This is a genomic window from Chlamydia psittaci 6BC (assembly GCF_000204255.1).
In the GTDB taxonomy this organism is placed as follows: Bacteria; Chlamydiota; Chlamydiia; order Chlamydiales; family Chlamydiaceae; genus Chlamydia; species Chlamydia psittaci.
In genome coordinates this window covers 949,476-965,181 of the sequence record NC_017287.1, presented here as the reverse complement: position 1 = coordinate 965,181, position 15,706 = coordinate 949,476, and the positions used below count along the sequence as shown (strand labels likewise).

Below are 15,706 nucleotides of genomic sequence, written 5' to 3'. Positions count from 1 at the left end.
ATTACGTGATAACTAGAAGAGTCTTTAGAAAAGAAGAAATAGGCAAAAGGATTTAGAAAAACGATGTCTACAGAAGCTGAGTACCTAAAACAAGAAGATTTTCTCCATAGAAGTAACAAACTCCGGGAAATAGCTGATTTAGGTATTAATCCCTATCCTTATGAATTCCCCGGAACAAGTAGTGTTGAGGAAATAAAAAAAGAATATATGTCCCAATCCCTTGGGAATAGCGAAGATGCTACGAATAAGGCAACCCCTAAGGTAAAAATCTCAGGTCGTATGGTGCTTTTCCGCTCTATGGGAAAGAACGCTTTTGCCCAGATTTTAGATAATGATCAAAAGATCCAGGTGATGTTTAACAGGGATTTCTCTTCAGTTGCAGGTCTCCCTGTAGATGCAGAGATTACCCCAATAAAATTCATAGAGAAGAAGCTTGATCTCGGTGATATTTTAGGAATCGAAGGGTATCTATTCTTCACGCATTCCGGAGAGTTAACTATTCTTGTCGAAACCGTCTCACTATTGTGTAAATCTTTAATTTCTCTGCCCGATAAACATGCCGGCCTAAGTGATAAAGAAATTCGTTATAGAAAGCGTTGGTTGGATCTCATTTCTTCTGATGAAGTGCGGCAAACTTTCTTAAAAAGAAGTCGGATTATCAAATTAATCCGTCACTACATGGATGCTCAGGGATTCATAGAGGTAGAAACTCCTATACTCCAAAATGTTTATGGCGGCGCTGAGGCAACACCCTTTATAACTACTTTGAATGCTTTGCACTCAGAAGTATTTCTGCGGATTTCTCCAGAGATTTCTTTAAAAAAAGTTCTTGTTGGAGGCACTCCACGTATTTACGAAATCGGAAAAGTATTTAGGAACGAAGGGATCGATAGAACCCACAATCCTGAATTCACCATCATGGAAGCCTATGCAACGAACATAGACTATCACAGTGTCATGACCTATGTGGAAAATCTCGTTGAACATCTCGTCTGTGAGTTGAACAATGGTAGTACCGTTCTGACCTATTCACACTTAAAACAAGGGCCTGTATCCATTGATTTTAAAGCTCCTTGGATTCGCATGACTATGAAAGATAGTATCAAGACATATGGAGGTGTCGATGTAGATCTTCATGGAGATCATGAGTTGCGAAAAATTTTAAAAGAATGTTTTTCATTGCCTGAGGAATCTTACGTGACAGCTCCCAGAGGTTTATTAATCGCAGCATTATTTGACGAGTTAGTCTGCGATAAATTAATTGCGCCTCATCATATTACAGATCATCCTGTAGAGACGACGCCCCTATGTAAATCTTTACGCTCAGGAGATGGGGATTTTGTCGAGCGTTTCGAAAGTTTTTGCTTAGGTAAAGAGCTTTGTAACGCTTATTCAGAGTTGAATGATCCTTTGCGTCAGAGAGTACTTTTAGAAAAACAACAAGAGAAAAAGGCTTTAGATCCAGATAGCGAATACCATCCTATAGATGAAGAATTTTTAGAAGCCTTATGCCAAGGTTTACCTCCCACAGGAGGATTTGGTATCGGTATTGATCGTTTGGTTATGATCCTTACAGATGCTGCCTCGATTCGTGATGTATTGTATTTCCCAGCTATGCGTCGTTTAGAATCAGACAAGGACTAATATTTTTTTACTTTAGGCCCTGATTTTGTATCTTCAATAACATAGCCGAGAGACGCAATTTGATTTCGAAGAACGTCTGCTTGCTTCCAATTTTTCTCCTTGCGGGCAACTTCTCGTTCTTCAACGAGTTGTGCAACTTCACTAGGGATTTCTAAGGACGTAGTGAAGGGAATAACACCAAGTACGGTGTCAATTTTCTTCATAATGTCCAAAACATAGTTGCTATCAGCCTGTGTGAAGTTTGATTTATCAATCAGTGAGTTTGTCTGATGGATAAAATCAAAAAGGGAGGCGAGTGCTGTCGCTATGTTTAAATCATTCGCAATAGCGTTTGAAAAATCTTGTAAAAACAGTTGCCCACACCGATCGATATCTTCAGAAATCGTAGCGCTTTCAGGGTAGGGACTTTCTAATCGAGAAATGAAATCACGCAAGCGTTTTAACGCTTGACGGCAAGCAATCAATCCTTCTTCAGTGAAGTTTAATTGCATTCTATAATGGCTTTGTAAGAGCATGTAGCGGATTTCTTCTCCAGAAAATCCACGATCTAACAAATTTCTTAGTGTGAAAAAATTCCCTAAACTTTTCGACATCTTTTTCCCATCAACAAGAAGATGCTCAGAATGGAGCCAGTAACGAGAAAAAGGCTGGTGAGATAAAGATTCTGATTGAGCAATCTCGTTTTCATGGTGGGGGAAAATATTGTCTACACCGCCTGCATGGATATCAATAGAAGACCCGAGAAGTTCCATAGCCATGATAGAACATTCTAAATGCCAACCTGGGCGACCTTTGCCAAATGGGCTCTCCCAATAGATATGACCGTCTCTCTTTTTATCGTATGCTTTCCATAACACGAAATCTGAAAGATTTTCTTTGTCATATTCATCGGAAGCTACCCTAGAACAACATTGCAAATTTTGTAACTGTAACTGAGAGAGCTTCCCATAAGAAGGGAACGCTTTTATAGAAAAATACACAGAGTTATCTTGGCCTGTATAGGCGATACCATCATCTAAGAGCTTGCGGATAGCTTCGAGCATTTGAGGGATATAGTGCGTAGCGCGGGGATAAGTGTCGGCGGGTAGGATATTTAGTGTGGCAACGTCTTCAAAAAAGGCTTGTATGAACGGAGCCGTATAGGTATCCAAAGAGATATTTTTTTTACATGCACCAGCCAACGTCTTATCATCGACATCTGTAATATTCATGACATGCTTTACAGAGTATCCAAAGAACAAAAGAGTCCGTTTTAATAAATCTTCAAATACATACGTGCGGAAATTTCCGATATGCGCATAGTCATATACTGTAGGACCGCAGGTATACAATCTGACAGGATCGTTAGAAGGGGAAAAAAGTTCCTTGGTTCTCGATGCGGTATTATATAAGTAAAGGTTCTGTCTGTTGTAGGATGATTGTCTCATGAGCAGACTCTCAAAGGTTCTCGATTTATACCGGTGAGAGCGTAGATTAGGCTTGTTTCAAGGTGCTAGACTAACGCCTCAATATGAAAAATGAATGTTTTTGTTGAAACTTTAGCACAAGATAGTTTCCCAATCCATGGTTTTCTAAGGAATACAGAAAGAGAACGAGTACATTAGGATTATTTAGAAAAAGAGTTATTCTAAGGGTTTTACGCATAAATATTCCTAAGAAATACATGATTATTTAATCCCATAGAATATGTGTTTGATTGTAGAAAGAGATTAAAACTTTTAAGTGGTGTTTTTTATTTCGTTTTAATAAAAAAAAGACTATACAACAAGAATGGTTGATAGAATGCCCTGAGAGCATTCTGTGACGCCTAAATAGAACGAGTTGCGTCCTATTCACTAGGAGAAGGAGAGGAAGCCCATGATCCTGTTACAGATTGTGAAGAAATATTCTTTGAAGCAACTGAAGGTATTAACAACGTTTCTATTAGGTGCAAGTTCTATAAGTTTGCATGGCGTTGTTCAAGAGAGTTCTTCTGAGATTTTGTGGCATGTAGATTATAACGAGGCTGTGAAAAAAAGCCGCGATTCTGAATTGCCCATGTTAATCTTTTTTTCCGGTTCCGATTGGAATGCCTTATGCATGAAGATTCGTAAAGAGGTTCTTGCTTCTACGGAATTTGCTCAAAAGATCAACGGGAATTTTATATGTTTGGAAGTAGATTTTCCTCGGCATTCTTCTCAAAGTGAAGACTTGCATACACAAAATACATATCTAAAAACGAAGTTCAAAATTGATGAGTTTCCTTCTCTTCTTTTACTTTCTCATGATGGAAGAGAAATTTATAAAATCGAGTCTTTCGGTAATGAAACTGGAGAAAATCTAGGCGACAGCTTATGTCATATTATTGAAAGTGACTGCTTACTCAACAGTGTTTATCCAGTTATGCATACATTGTCTATGGAAGAACTGCAGAAGTATTACCGACTTTCTGAAGAGCTTTCGTGCAAGGATTTCATAGCAAAAGCTCTAGAATTAGGGGTGCGCAATGATGACTACTTCTTCTTATCAGAAAAATATCGTCTTCTTGTTGAAAGCGGTAAAATGGATTCTGAAGAATGTCAAAAAGTAAAGCGTAAATTACTCAATAAAGACCCTAAAAATGAAAAACATACACACTTCACTGTCGCTTTAATTGAGTTCCAAGAATTGGCTAAAAGATCTCAAGAAGGCCTGAATCAGGACCCTAGTCAAGTCATTGCACCTTTAGAGGCTTATTTAACAGAGTTTGGACACCAGGATCAAGAAAATATCTGGAGAATCGAGATGATGATCGCTCAGTTTTACCTAGACTCTGATCAGTGGAAAAGTGCTTTACAACACGCTGAAGTTGCTTTTGAAACAGCCCCTAAAGAAGTTCGCTCTCACATTTCTCATTCTTTAGATTATATTCGCCACCAGTCGTAGGCTTATTTTTTGAAAATTTACCGTTGAGTGCTTCTGGAATTTGTTGAGCAAAATCTTGAAGCAACTCTTCAAATTTAGGCCGGTGTTTATTTTTGGGCATGACAACAATTTGACAAGAAGGAAGAGAATGGCGCTTTAAACGAAAGGCCTCGCGCACAATGCGTTTAAAATAATTTCTTTTATTAGCTTTCCCAAACTTTTTGGATACAGTTATCCCCAACTTGCAACATCCAGGATATTTAGATGGAGCAACATGAAAAATAACCTGACTACCTTGGCAATGAGATCCTGCTCGCGATATATAAAGAAATTGCCGTCTCTTTAATACACGAGCGCGCTTGGGTAAAGTTGATCGATGCACAAAACAAAATATTTTATAGGTCGATTAGATTGTGTCTGCCATGACGACGACGGCGATTCAGTAAATTTCTTCCGTTTTTTGTAGCCATACGAGCACGGAAACCTACAGAATTTCGACGCTTTCTTTTACTAGGCTGATAAGTCCGTTTCACAGTACCTTCCTATTGGTTTCTAAGTTTTCTAGTCCATGGAATGATTACACTAGAAAAAACTCCTCGTAAGTGTATAAAATTGGGTGAATAAGTTCAAGAGAACTGAAGAGATTATCGCATTTGCACACGGAACTTGTAATCAGCTTAAGTCTCCTGTTGTCAAAAAGTACGGAAGGGGTTAAATTAGTCCCTTTTAGCGATATTCCATAATTTAGAGCGTCTTTCTCGGCATTTTAGAGAGGGACCACGAGGGGATAATTTTCATGAAAGTGAGTTCATCTATTAAAGCAGATCCTTCAAAGGGAGATAAGCTTGTTCGTCGTAAAGGGCGTCTTTATGTTATTAATAAGATAGACCCTAACCGTAAGCAACGTCAAACCGGACCTGCGCGTAAAAAATAATTTAATAAGTTTTAGGTAAGAACGCATGGCGAAAAAGTCAGCAGTAGCGAGAGAAAATAAGCGCCGAAAATTAGTAGAGGCAAACTACAAAAAAAGAAGTGAGCTTCGCAAAATTGCAAAAAGCTTAACCGCTAGCGAAGAAGAGAAGGAAAATGCACGTGTTGCACTGAATAAAATGAAAAGAGACACGGCTCCTATTCGTTTACATAATCGATGCTTGTTAACGGGTCGTCCTCGTGGTTATTTGAGAAAGTTCGCTATTTCTAGAATTTGTTTTAGACAAATGGCTTCTATGGGTGAAATCCCTGGAGTTATCAAAGCAAGTTGGTAGAGAATCTCGATACCACACCCACGACGATAGCAGGGGTGTTAAAGATTTTTTGTTTTTTATTTAAGAATTTTTAACGCCTCATTTAATTCTGGAATGTTCCTTACTCTTTCCCAGTTTTCCATTCCCTTTTTCCATACCCAGATGTCCTCGGGATTTGTATTTTCTTTAGCGTGTTTATTTTTGTCTCTCAGGAATACAAGCAAGTCCTCTAAGAACAAAGGACCTACATTTTCTTTTTTTGTATTTAGATAAAACCATTTTTCTGTATCCCTAGGAACTTGCGTGACAGGAGGGGGAGAGGAAATTACAGAAGAATCTTCTAGAATAGAATGTAAAATGTTATTAGAGGGTTCGTTTTCATCAGAAGAGAGGGTAGAGTTATCATTCTTTGGAGGGAGATCAGGAAGGATGAGGAGAATAATGATCCCGAAGAACCCAAAACACATTCCTGCAAGAAACCAGCCGATCGGGTTACGATTTTTTTTCACGGCCAGGTAAGCAGATACAAACCCTAACAGAATGTAAATCAGAAAAAAAGAAATAGGTAGCATTGAGGGTAGCATATTAACCGGTTGACCATTAGACTAATCACTAGCGCTTATTATTTCTATAGAGTACATTTCTCGCTAGCGAAATAGGCACATAGGAGGAATATGGATAAGCAGAATTTAAAATTAGATGTGAAAGAAATTGAGTTTCCAGAGACTGTATTTAGCCGTGATATAGAAACTCGCGTAATTCAAGTAATTATTTTACATTGTTTAGCTAAAATCAACGGAGTTTCTCTTTTAGGGGGTAATTTAATTGATACCTTATTCGGTAGAGATATCGAGAGAATGAAAGGAATCTATGTAGAACAAGATTCTAAAAATCATTTAGTCAAAGTTCGTGTCGAAGTAAACGTTGATTATGGTGTTTCTATACCAGAAAAAACTGAAGAAATACAAGGATGCATAGTTTCTGAAATATCTGAGTATACAGGTCTTCACGTTGCTTCAGTTCATGTAATTATCAAAGGGTTAACTCAACCTAAGGATCGCTCTGAATCAGAATCAGAGTCAGAGGATGAAATAGAAGAGTTGTGTGTAGCAGACCTACCCTCAGCAGAGGACTTTTTAGAGGAGATAAAAGAAGAAGTTGAAGAGTAATCCACTTTTCCATCTTCTAGATACGTATCTTCAGCTTGCTTAGCCAACAAATGTTGAATGTCTTTTTTCGTTAGCCCAGGGATAGCTTCAAGTTCTCCCTGGGAAGCCTTCATAACTTGTTCCCAGCTTTTAAATTTTTGTAATAAACGTTTTCTTTTTATCTCACCAATTCCAGGAATCTTTTCCTTGGGCAATAAGAAGTCTTTGTGACGTTTTTTTCGATGCCTACTGATTGCAAATCTATGCGCCTCATCCCGGAGTTTCTGGAAAAATTGTAATAGCTTTGATGTGGGAGGGAGTAGAACTCCTTGGGGAAATGTATCACAAAATAGTTTTTCCTTTTTTAATGAGCTGCTGTGGCTGCCTGCTTCTTTAGCTATCGAAACAACTTGAATCCCCGTAAGATTGAGTTCTTTTAATGTTTTCTTGGCTTGTGCGTATTGTGTACGCCCTCCATCTATAAGAATCATGTCGGGAATCGACGAAGTGAGTGAGGTAAATCGACGAGATAACACCTCACGGAAAGCAGCTAAGTCATTATAAGCAGAGGAAGAAATCGAGAATGTTCTATAGTCTTTGGGAGACAAGGCGTCGTTTTCATAGACAATGTATACGCCAACAGCATGAGATCCTTGTAGATGCGCGTTATCATAACACTCTATACGGTAAGGATAGTCAGAGGATTTCAGAATTTTCTTCAACTCCTCATAAGGTAGTGCCGAGGATTGTATCGTTGTCTCTGCATGCACCTGAGCATTATTTTTGGCTAAGTTGAGTAATTCTCTACCATAACCTGTTTTTGGAGAACGTAGCTGTGGTGGGGTATCTTTATTTAATAAACACGGAAGATCAGGAATATTTAGGGGAATAGGAGTGAGAATTTCTTTAGGAGTTTGAGGTTGGCTTGTGTAGTACTGTAATATAAAAGAGGCAAGCAAATCTGCATCTTCTTGAGCATTTTCTGAAAACGGAAAATGACGCGCTCCAAGTAGCTTCCCAGAACGTATTGTCAATATAGTGATGACAGTCTTCTGGTATTTTCGATAGAGACCAATAGCATCTATATTTTGAAAATGGAATTTCTCTACATGCTGCTTTACCATAGCTTGTTGGATAAGTTGTAATGTCCGGTAATACATCCCCGCTTGTTCAAATTTTTGTTCCTTAGAGGCTTTCTCGATAGACTTCTCTAAGTCTTGGACAACTTCCGAAACTTGGCCTTTTAAAAATAAAATAGCCTTCTCTAATGTTTGTTCATATTCCTCATGAGAACATAAGTTCACACAAGGTGCTAAACAACGTTTCATCTCATAAAGAATACATGGACGTTTTCTTGAAGCAAATTCTCGGTTAGAGCAGGTGCGCAAGGGGAACCATTGACTGATCACTTCTAAAAGAGTCCGACAAGCTTCTGCACTCACATACGGACCAAAAATTATCTGCTTTTTGGAAGAGGTCACAGCTTTAGTACGAATAACATCTATTTTTGGCCAAAGATGAGTTAGAGATATAGCTAGGCAAAAAAAAGTTTTATCGTCTTTTAAAAGAACATTGTATTTCGGATGATACTTTTTTATTAGGTTGTTTTCTAAAAGAAAAGCTTCTGTTTCGTTAGAAACCAAAATTGTTTCTATGTCTGTTGTTTTTTTCATGAGAAAAGGAATTCTTTCTCTAGAATCCCCTTGTTTTCGAAAGTAGGTGCTTATGCGGTTGCGTAAGTTTTTTGCTTTCCCGATATACAATACTTCTCCAGAGCTGTCTTTCATTAGATAAACACCTGGAGATGTTGGAATCAGTTTCGGAGTAAAATCCTTTACACGCATGGTCAAAACAACGTGAGCTGCAGCTCTTTTTCTTGAGGTTGTTTAGAAGTCGTTTCTGGGCCTTCTAATTGACGTAAGATCTGTTGCGCTCTCGATATCACACAAAGAGGAAAGCCAGCAAGTTTCGCGACATGTATTCCAAAACTTTTCTGAGAATGTCCCTTAAGAATCTCATAGAGAAACACAGGTTGGCCACCAGTTTCCTTAACGCCAGCATGGAAATTTTCTACATGTGGGCAGTGATTTTCTAAATCTGTAAGTTCTTTGTAGTGAGTCGCAAATAGTGTTTTTGCTTTTTTTCCTTCGGTGAATAGCAAATATTCTACGACAGATTGTGCAATTGCTAAACCATCGTAGGTGCTTGTCCCACGACCAACTTCATCAAGTATAACTAAAGAGCGATCAGTGGCATTATGTAGGATATTGGCAGTTTCTGCCATTTCTACCATAAATGTTGACATCCCTTTAGATAGATTGTCTCCCGCACCTATTCGTGTGAAAATCTTATCAATCATACCAATATGGGCAGATTTCGCAGGAATAAACGAACCCATTTGTGCCATGATAACAAGTAGGGCGATTTGTCGGATATATGTAGACTTCCCTGCCATATTTGGCCCAGTAATTAAAATCATTCGCGTTCGTGTGTTGTGCATTTTTATATCGTTAGGAATAAACGTTCCCTTATCTAATAGAGTTTGGGCAACAGGATGAATCCCTCCGGATATGGATAGAGAGTCGCTGGTGTCTACGATAGGACGACAGTAATTGTACTCTGCTGCAAGGTCAGACAGAGAAAGGATATAGTCAATATCCGCGATCACTTGAGATAAGAACAGAATTGCTTCGCGTTGTTGAAGAATTTGTTCACATAAATCTTTAAATAGTTGCGTTTCTAATGTCTGCAGTTTGTCTGAGATATTTAACATATCATCTTGAAATTCTTGCAGTTTTTCTGTTGTGAAACGTTCTGCGTGTAGACGTGATTGACGACGGATAAATTCTTTGGGTAATAAAGGAGCAAAATCACTACTTACTTCTATATAGTAGCCAAGCACCTGGGAATAACAAACCTTAAGTTTTTTCACTCCTGTTTGCTTGCGAATGGTTTCCTGATATTGCCATAACCATTCCTTTGAATTTTCTTTGGTATAGCGTAGGCGCTGCAGATCAGGATGATGATTATCACAAAAAATATTCCCCTCGGAAGTTCTTAAAGGCAATTCTCCTAAAAGAGCATTAGAGAGTAATTCTAAGAGAGAGGTCAAACCTATAGGTAAAGTAAATTTCCCTTGGAAAAATTTCGGCAAGGGTAAAGGAGAAAGGAGCTCACATACACGCATACTTGCATTTAATGAGTCGCGGAGCATCCCAATATCTTTGGGACCTGCTAAAGAGGTAGTAATTTTCGTAGTTAAACGTTCAAGGTCTCGGACTTGAGAAAGAAAAGATCTAAGGTTTTTTCTTAATTCTGAACGATCTAAAAGAAATTCTACAGCATCTTGACGCAGTAGTATTTCTTGTTGATCATAAAAAGGATTAACTAATGTATTACGTAATAACCTGCCTCCCATAGGAGTGCAGGTACGTTCCATCACATGAAGCAAAGAACTTTTCCCTTGAGGATCGTGAATGGGAGTCAATAGCTCAAGGTTTACCTGAGATGCAGTATCTATAAGTAGGTGTTTTTGATTTCCTTGTGTTTTAGGTATGGAGATATGCTCTACGGGTAAGAGAAGCTTATCTTGGAGATACGAAAGTAAGGCACCAGCAGAATTGATTGCTGGGACTAGACCTTTAAGACCAAATCCATCTAAAGATGACACATTGAAATGTAAGGATAACTTTTGCGTGGCAAATTGATGTTCAAATGCCCAATCCGCATATGTAGATAAAGTCAGTTTTAAATGTTGTTGAATTTGTTCGATGATATCAGAATGTTTTTTATAGAACTTGTCGCAACTTAAGATTTCAGTCGGTGCTAAACGGCAAATTTCGTCTACAAGATCTTTCATGTTATCATATTCTTGTAGTAGAAAGGATCCCGTAGAGAAATCTAAGCATGCCAATCCAAAAAGAGCTCCAACACGGTTGATAGATACGATGTAGTTGTTGGCTTTTTCAGGAAGTAATGAAGATGAGAGTAGCGTTCCTGGAGTAATAAATCTTTGTAACTCTCTCGATAAAGGCTCGGACTTTCCTTTGTTATCCTGCGCCTCATCTAGTTGCTCAGCAACAGCAATTTTAAAGCCTTTGCTTACCAAACGATCTATATATCCATTAATTGTAGATACAGGAATCCCACTCATAGGAATTCCTTGTCTTTGCGTAAGAGTAATATCTAGATTTTGAGAGAGCACAATCGCATCATCATAGAAAGCCTCATAAAAATCCCCCATACGAAAGAGAAGGAGCGACTCTCCTGCTTTCTCCTTACATTGATGCCATTGCTTCATCATAGGTGTAGTTTTTTTTGATGTCATAGTTCTTCTTTGGGGAAAAGTATTACCTAGAGATTAACCTAGTCTAGTGGAAGAGAACGCTTAGCAATGTTGCTATTCCATAAATTAATAACTGCTGGTTAGATTAGCAAACTCCTGTAAAAGACCATAGAGATTTTGCCGAATTTTCCTATGCGTTAGCCTGCTAGGTTACTATATTTATTCTTCGGGATCAAGATGGGTTTCTCTTAGAGTTTTGTTGATAGCTGATTCATAAGACGAGCTGCCTTTCTTTTAAAGCGGTGATTATGGCATAACCAAGGAACAACGAAGATCATAACCTATGTACACGGAAGAAAGTTTAGATAATCTTAGACACAGTATTGATATTATCGAAGTGCTTTCGGAACACCTCCATTTAAAAAGAAGTGGGGGTACCTATAAAGCGTGTTGTCCTTTCCATGTTGAAAAAACCCCCTCGTTTATTGTTAATCCAACAGGTGCATATTATCACTGTTTTGGCTGTGGAGCTCATGGCGATGCTATCAGCTTTTTAATGAATCATCTTGGGTATTCATTTAGTGAAGCTGTTCTCACTTTATCAAAAAAATTCCATGTCGACCTTGTTATTAAGATTAAAGATACCCAATCACCGTTTGCTACAGGGGCGAAGGATGAATTGCGCCAGATTAACGCTGAGGCTGAAAAACTCTTTCGTTTTTGTTTATATCAACTTGCTGAGGGGAGGGAGGCTTTACAATATCTATATCGTCGAGGATTTTCTCCTGATACAATAGGGCGTTTTCATTTAGGCTATGCCCCAGAACAAACTTTATTTGTTCACGCGATGCGAGAAAAGGGTATTTCAGAAAAACAACTGGAAGACGCAGGTTTTATAGGGAATAAATGGTTTTTATTTTCTCGTAGAATCATCTTTCCTATACACGATTCTCTCGGCCATACTCTTGGTTTTTCATCAAGAAAATTTTTGGAAAACACGCGGGGAAGTAAGTATGTAAATACTCCTGAAACAATGATCTTTAAAAAATCCCGAGCTCTTTTCGGACTACATCTATCACGAAGAAGAATCGCAAAAGAAAAACGCGTTATTTTAGTTGAAGGGCAAGTGGATTGCTTGCAAATGATAGACTCCGGATTCAATTGTACTTTGGCCGCCCAAGGCACTTCATTTACTGAAGATCACGTAAAAGAGTTAAGTAAATTAGGAGTGCTTAAAGCATATTTGCTTTTTGATGGTGATGATGCTGGTATAAAAGCAGCCGTGCGCGTTGGCGACATGTGTCAGATGGCGGGTATTGCTGCTATGGTATGCCGTCTGCCTCAAGGAGAAGATCCGGATTCTTTTTTGATGCATAAGGGAGCAGGGGTTCTTGGAGAATTGTTAGATCAAAGTGAAGACTATCTTACTTTTCTTATCAGTCAAAAAATGCGCGTTTATCCGAATTTCTCCCCAAGAGAAAAGGCTCTAGTCATCGAGGAGACTATCACACAAATTAAAAAATGGGGGAACCCCATTGTTGTTTATGAACACCTCAAGCAATTAGCTTCTTTAATGATGATTCCAGAAAGTATGGTATTTTCTCTTGCGAAGCTAGAATCAGGAATTGCACCCGCTAAATCTTCTGTAGTTAATAAAGAGAGATTACCGAAAATTCATTCCGATGTGATTATTGAAACAGATGTTTTGCGCTGTATGTTATTTTGTAAAACCCACCACACGAGCATCCCGCACACAGCGAAAAATTATTTTACGGCTATGGATTTCAAACATCCTGAATGTAGAAAACTATTTTCTCATCTCATCGAATATTACGAAAAACATCAACGTAATCTTCCTTTTGACGAAGCCCTCTCCTTGTTAGAAGATAAGGTAATTATAGAATTACTCATAAAACGCCGTATGAATACTGATTGTCTCGAAACAGTGTTTGTACAATCTTTACAAAAGCTTGCGGATCGCCAATGGAAGGAGCAACGCCACCCCTTGTCAAGGCAGTCGAAAAGTGCTCAGGAAGAAACGCTGTCCATTCTAGAGGATTATGTTCGTCTACGTAAAGATAGAGTCATAATTACTCTTTTAGAGCCACAGGAATGTTAGTCTCCTATTTATAGTTTTTTTTACAGTCCTAATTAATTATAAATTTCTTTGTAAAGATTGAAAAATTAATAAATTTAATATAAAATACTACCTTGTTAATTTTGTTAATTTGTTGATTTTTATGAAAACTTTCAAGTTTCTTTTGCCTATTCTCTCCTGGGCTTTATGTTTTGGGGGGATGGTCACGGAATCCAACCACACTCGAGGGTTCATTGTTTCAGAAGCTATGGGGTTAGCGGCTGCACGGCGCACTTCTTTGGTTAGTCGTGTAGGTGAAGTTGCTAAGGCTGCTGGTTTGGGCTACGGTGCTTCTATTTTACTTCAAGAGTGGCAAAATCAGCAGGCAGTCGAGCTAGAAACTTTAATATCCAAAAACGAGGTTATTTAGAGCTTTCGTTCACATTTTGTAATAAAATTTTTACAAATGGTGATTTTATATCTCTGTTGTTTTATCTTTTTTCGAGACATTAGCGGGCTGTGGATCAAAAATCGCAGCCTGTTTTGCTTTCATAAATCTTGATAAGTAGGGATAGGTTTTATGCGTTTTTGTTGTTTTGTTCTTTTGTTGCTGACCTCTTCTTTATCTATGTGGGGGCAAGAGTTACCTTTAAAGGATCAAGGAAACGCTGTTTTCGACAAGTTTTCCCCTCCGCAATATGTACAGCTTTCTAATGGCGAAAGAATATGGTATTCGTATCACGACGCTTATCGAGATGCTGTAAAAAAGGGCAAATGTTGTATTTTCGTTTATTTTAACCCGAGTTCTGCAAAGATTTGGTCACACCTAGTCGATAAGAATTTTTGTTTCCCCAAAGCTTTAGCTGATTTCTGTAATATTGTTGTTCTTCAACGAGGTCTAATTAGTTCTATTGATTATTATCCTAAAATGGATCCCATGGTGTTGTATATGGGGGATTTCCAGGATCATTTTTGGGAGTTGGATCTTCGGGAACCTTGCGTGATTCTTATTACTATAAGTCCTAAGGGTTATGAAAAAGTACTCAGAGTTGTTCCCGCTTCCATGTCAAATTTTGTAGACCTATAACGCTACGCTGTTATGGTCTAAGATTATCAGGCGCATACCTATAAACGCCTGATAATTAATATTATAAGTTTTATTTCTATATATTTTATTAGATCGTTATAGTTGTTACTATTTTAAAATTAAAATGAACTATGATTAAAACTAAAGCTTTGGTATCCTAGCCCTTCTTGCTTCACTGAAACTAGCAATGGAGGTGCCTCATGCACATCTTGTTATCAATACTCTCGCTGTTGTTAGTCCTGCCTGCCATCGGAGGAGAAACAACCACATCATTGAAAGATGAAGAAAATGACCAACAGCAGGTCGAAGATATTTCAATGAAACACCCTTCTATATTTTACTCTTATCAGGATTGTCTGAAATCGACACGACAGAAGGGCTTGAATACTCTCATTGTTCTATACAGTGATGAATGTACGGTTGCTTTCCAACAGCTGTTCTCTATAGCGATAAATATGGAAGATTCAGTGCTAAGTAAATATGCGAATTTTGCTGTTCTGAGTCCTACAGGAATTAATTTATTAATTTATCCTCCTGTTCCTGATCCTATGCTTGCAGAAATAGCAGCTTTTAAGGAGTTGTTCTCAGAAGTCAAAGATCTTAAGGGAGCATACTTACTTACCTTATCCATTTCTGATAGAGATGAAAAAATTATGGATATCGCCCTCATAGATCTACCTGTGGAGGATTCTATAAAGCCAATTATTTCTATACGTTAGTGATAAAACATAGTTTTCCTAGAAGTATCCCGATATCAAATTTTTAAAATCGGGATATCTTTTTTCTCTATCTCCTGCTATTGTGGTGGGCATTTTAATTAGGGAAAGTAGTTTTATGCGTATTTTATTAGCTTTATTATCATGTTTCTTATTGCCTGCTCATCTGATTCAAGCAGTAGATGAGCCCACTAGTGCACTGGTTTCAGAGGATTGCTGTCATTGCGTCTTCCAAGACTATGGTGCAGCCTTAAAACATGCCCAAGATGAAGGTATTCCTTTGGTCATTGTTTTGATGAGTCATCAACATCATCCACTTTTAGAAGAGCTGATTGAGGAAGGGCTTGATCTCAGTGATTTCTTCGGATGTTCATTCGATGGTCTAGCAGTTATAGCGGTTTTACAACCTGACAGCTGTGATGAAGAAAATTCATCTAAAGTTCAAGATTTTCAGAATAGATTCCCAGATACACAATTCCCTGATCCTGCATGTGGAGTATTCTTAGTAACTATCGTTGTCGATGGATTAACAGAAACTGTTCTAGATGTCACTTCATTAGAAGTATAAGATCCTATGTATTTAGGATTGAGAAAAGTGGCCATTGATAGGAATCTATCAGGC

General features: G+C 38.2%; 15 protein-coding genes and 1 pseudogene. 10 read left to right on the top strand and 6 right to left on the bottom strand.

The genetic code is table 11. The features are described from left to right. Positions 1-63 precede the first annotated feature (63 nt). Positions 64-1,644 (top strand): lysine--tRNA ligase, encoded by a 1,581-nt coding sequence (gene lysS, locus G5O_RS09330; protein WP_006343498.1) that lies wholly within the window; start codon positions 64-66, stop codon positions 1,642-1,644. On the opposite strand, the gene cysS is transcribed toward lysS, so the two are convergent. Further along, positions 1,641-3,071 (bottom strand): cysteine--tRNA ligase, encoded by a 1,431-nt coding sequence (cysS, locus tag G5O_RS09325; RefSeq protein ID WP_006343497.1) that lies wholly within the window; start codon positions 3,069-3,071, stop codon positions 1,641-1,643. The two genes, lysS and cysS, sit on opposite strands and share 4 nt — an antisense overlap. Before the next feature lie 430 nt (positions 3,072-3,501). On the opposite strand from cysS, the gene G5O_RS09320 reads away from it, so the two are divergent. Then, on the top strand, positions 3,502-4,548 hold the full coding sequence (locus G5O_RS09320; RefSeq protein WP_006343496.1) for a thioredoxin family protein: 1,047 nt from the start codon (positions 3,502-3,504) through the stop codon (positions 4,546-4,548). Here the strand turns inward: G5O_RS09320 and rnpA are convergent. Both rnpA and rpmH read right to left on the bottom strand, forming a co-directional pair. Next, positions 4,490-4,909 carry a ribonuclease P protein component gene (gene rnpA / locus G5O_RS09315; RefSeq protein WP_013462734.1) on the bottom strand — a complete coding sequence of 140 codons (420 nt, stop codon included), beginning with the start codon at positions 4,907-4,909 and terminating at the stop codon, positions 4,490-4,492. The genes G5O_RS09320 and rnpA overlap by 59 nt on opposite strands. A gap of 13 nt (positions 4,910-4,922) precedes the next feature. Continuing rightward, positions 4,923-5,060 (bottom strand): 50S ribosomal protein L34, encoded by a 138-nt coding sequence (gene rpmH / locus G5O_RS10385; RefSeq protein WP_006344410.1) that lies wholly within the window; start codon positions 5,058-5,060, stop codon positions 4,923-4,925. Positions 5,061-5,323: 263 nt separating this feature from the next. Between rpmH and rpmJ the strand changes: the two genes are divergently transcribed. Together rpmJ and rpsN are read left to right on the top strand one after the other, a co-directional pair. Further along, the gene (gene rpmJ / locus G5O_RS09310; RefSeq protein ID WP_006343495.1) at positions 5,324-5,461 is read left to right on the top strand and encodes a 50S ribosomal protein L36; all 138 of its coding nucleotides are present in this window, start codon (positions 5,324-5,326) and stop codon (positions 5,459-5,461) included. Between the two features lie 25 nt (positions 5,462-5,486). Continuing rightward, positions 5,487-5,792 carry a 30S ribosomal protein S14 gene (gene rpsN / locus G5O_RS09305; RefSeq protein ID WP_006343494.1) on the top strand — a complete coding sequence of 102 codons (306 nt, stop codon included), beginning with the start codon at positions 5,487-5,489 and terminating at the stop codon, positions 5,790-5,792. A 56-nt stretch (positions 5,793-5,848) separates the two neighbouring features. Here the strand turns inward: rpsN and G5O_RS09300 are convergent, their stop codons facing one another. Next, the gene (locus tag G5O_RS09300; RefSeq protein ID WP_006343493.1) at positions 5,849-6,355 is read right to left on the bottom strand and encodes a DUF4339 domain-containing protein; all 507 of its coding nucleotides are present in this window, start codon (positions 6,353-6,355) and stop codon (positions 5,849-5,851) included. A 90-nt stretch (positions 6,356-6,445) separates the two neighbouring features. Between G5O_RS09300 and G5O_RS10380 the strand changes: the two genes are divergently transcribed. Further along, on the top strand, positions 6,446-6,940 hold the full coding sequence (locus G5O_RS10380; protein WP_014518428.1) for an Asp23/Gls24 family envelope stress response protein: 495 nt from the start codon (positions 6,446-6,448) through the stop codon (positions 6,938-6,940). Between the two features lie 110 nt (positions 6,941-7,050). On the opposite strand, the pseudogene uvrC reads toward G5O_RS10380, so the two are convergent. Continuing rightward, positions 7,051-8,763: pseudogene (uvrC, locus tag G5O_RS09295) on the bottom strand (excinuclease ABC subunit UvrC); the annotation flags it as partial. Positions 8,764-8,765: 2 nt separating this feature from the next. Continuing rightward, positions 8,766-11,246, bottom strand: coding sequence for a DNA mismatch repair protein MutS (gene mutS / locus G5O_RS09290; RefSeq protein WP_006343491.1), 2,481 nt, complete (start codon positions 11,244-11,246; stop codon positions 8,766-8,768). Positions 11,247-11,547: 301 nt separating this feature from the next. Between mutS and dnaG the strand changes: the two genes are divergently transcribed. From dnaG to G5O_RS09265, 5 genes are all read left to right on the top strand, one after another. Next, positions 11,548-13,323, top strand: a complete 1,776-nt coding sequence (gene dnaG, locus G5O_RS09285) for a DNA primase (RefSeq protein WP_013462731.1) — start codon at positions 11,548-11,550, stop codon at positions 13,321-13,323. Between the two features lie 121 nt (positions 13,324-13,444). Further along, positions 13,445-13,711: a hypothetical protein gene (locus G5O_RS09280; RefSeq protein WP_006343489.1), complete on the top strand. Its 267-nt coding sequence runs from the start codon at positions 13,445-13,447 to the stop codon at positions 13,709-13,711. 150 nt (positions 13,712-13,861) lie between these two features. Further along, a complete protein-coding gene (locus G5O_RS09275) occupies positions 13,862-14,368 on the top strand; it encodes a CT795 family Sec-dependent secreted effector (protein WP_006343488.1) in 507 nt (168 codons plus the stop codon). A gap of 200 nt (positions 14,369-14,568) precedes the next feature. Beyond that, positions 14,569-15,087: a CT795 family Sec-dependent secreted effector gene (locus G5O_RS09270; RefSeq protein WP_006343487.1), complete on the top strand. Its 519-nt coding sequence runs from the start codon at positions 14,569-14,571 to the stop codon at positions 15,085-15,087. Positions 15,088-15,202: 115 nt separating this feature from the next. Then, positions 15,203-15,652 (top strand): CT795 family Sec-dependent secreted effector, encoded by a 450-nt coding sequence (locus tag G5O_RS09265; RefSeq protein ID WP_006343486.1) that lies wholly within the window; start codon positions 15,203-15,205, stop codon positions 15,650-15,652. The last annotated feature ends 54 nt before the right edge of the window (positions 15,653-15,706 follow it).

Coding starts and splice junctions, on each gene's coding strand:
- G5O_RS09275 (WP_006343488.1), top strand. CDS start 13,862: ATGCGTTTTTGTTGTTTTGTTCTTTTGTTGCTGACCTCTTCTTTATCT.
- G5O_RS09270 (WP_006343487.1), top strand. CDS start 14,569: ATGCACATCTTGTTATCAATACTCTCGCTGTTGTTAGTCCTGCCTGCC.
- mutS (WP_006343491.1), bottom strand. CDS start 11,246: ATGACATCAAAAAAAACTACACCTATGATGAAGCAATGGCATCAATGT.
- G5O_RS09265 (WP_006343486.1), top strand. CDS start 15,203: ATGCGTATTTTATTAGCTTTATTATCATGTTTCTTATTGCCTGCTCAT.
- G5O_RS09280 (WP_006343489.1), top strand. CDS start 13,445: ATGAAAACTTTCAAGTTTCTTTTGCCTATTCTCTCCTGGGCTTTATGT.
- G5O_RS10380 (WP_014518428.1), top strand. CDS start 6,446: ATGGATAAGCAGAATTTAAAATTAGATGTGAAAGAAATTGAGTTTCCA.
- rpmJ (WP_006343495.1), top strand. CDS start 5,324: ATGAAAGTGAGTTCATCTATTAAAGCAGATCCTTCAAAGGGAGATAAG.
- dnaG (WP_013462731.1), top strand. CDS start 11,548: ATGTACACGGAAGAAAGTTTAGATAATCTTAGACACAGTATTGATATT.
- G5O_RS09300 (WP_006343493.1), bottom strand. CDS start 6,355: ATGCTACCCTCAATGCTACCTATTTCTTTTTTTCTGATTTACATTCTG.
- cysS (WP_006343497.1), bottom strand. CDS start 3,071: ATGAGACAATCATCCTACAACAGACAGAACCTTTACTTATATAATACC.
- rpsN (WP_006343494.1), top strand. CDS start 5,487: ATGGCGAAAAAGTCAGCAGTAGCGAGAGAAAATAAGCGCCGAAAATTA.
- G5O_RS09320 (WP_006343496.1), top strand. CDS start 3,502: ATGATCCTGTTACAGATTGTGAAGAAATATTCTTTGAAGCAACTGAAG.
- lysS (WP_006343498.1), top strand. CDS start 64: ATGTCTACAGAAGCTGAGTACCTAAAACAAGAAGATTTTCTCCATAGA.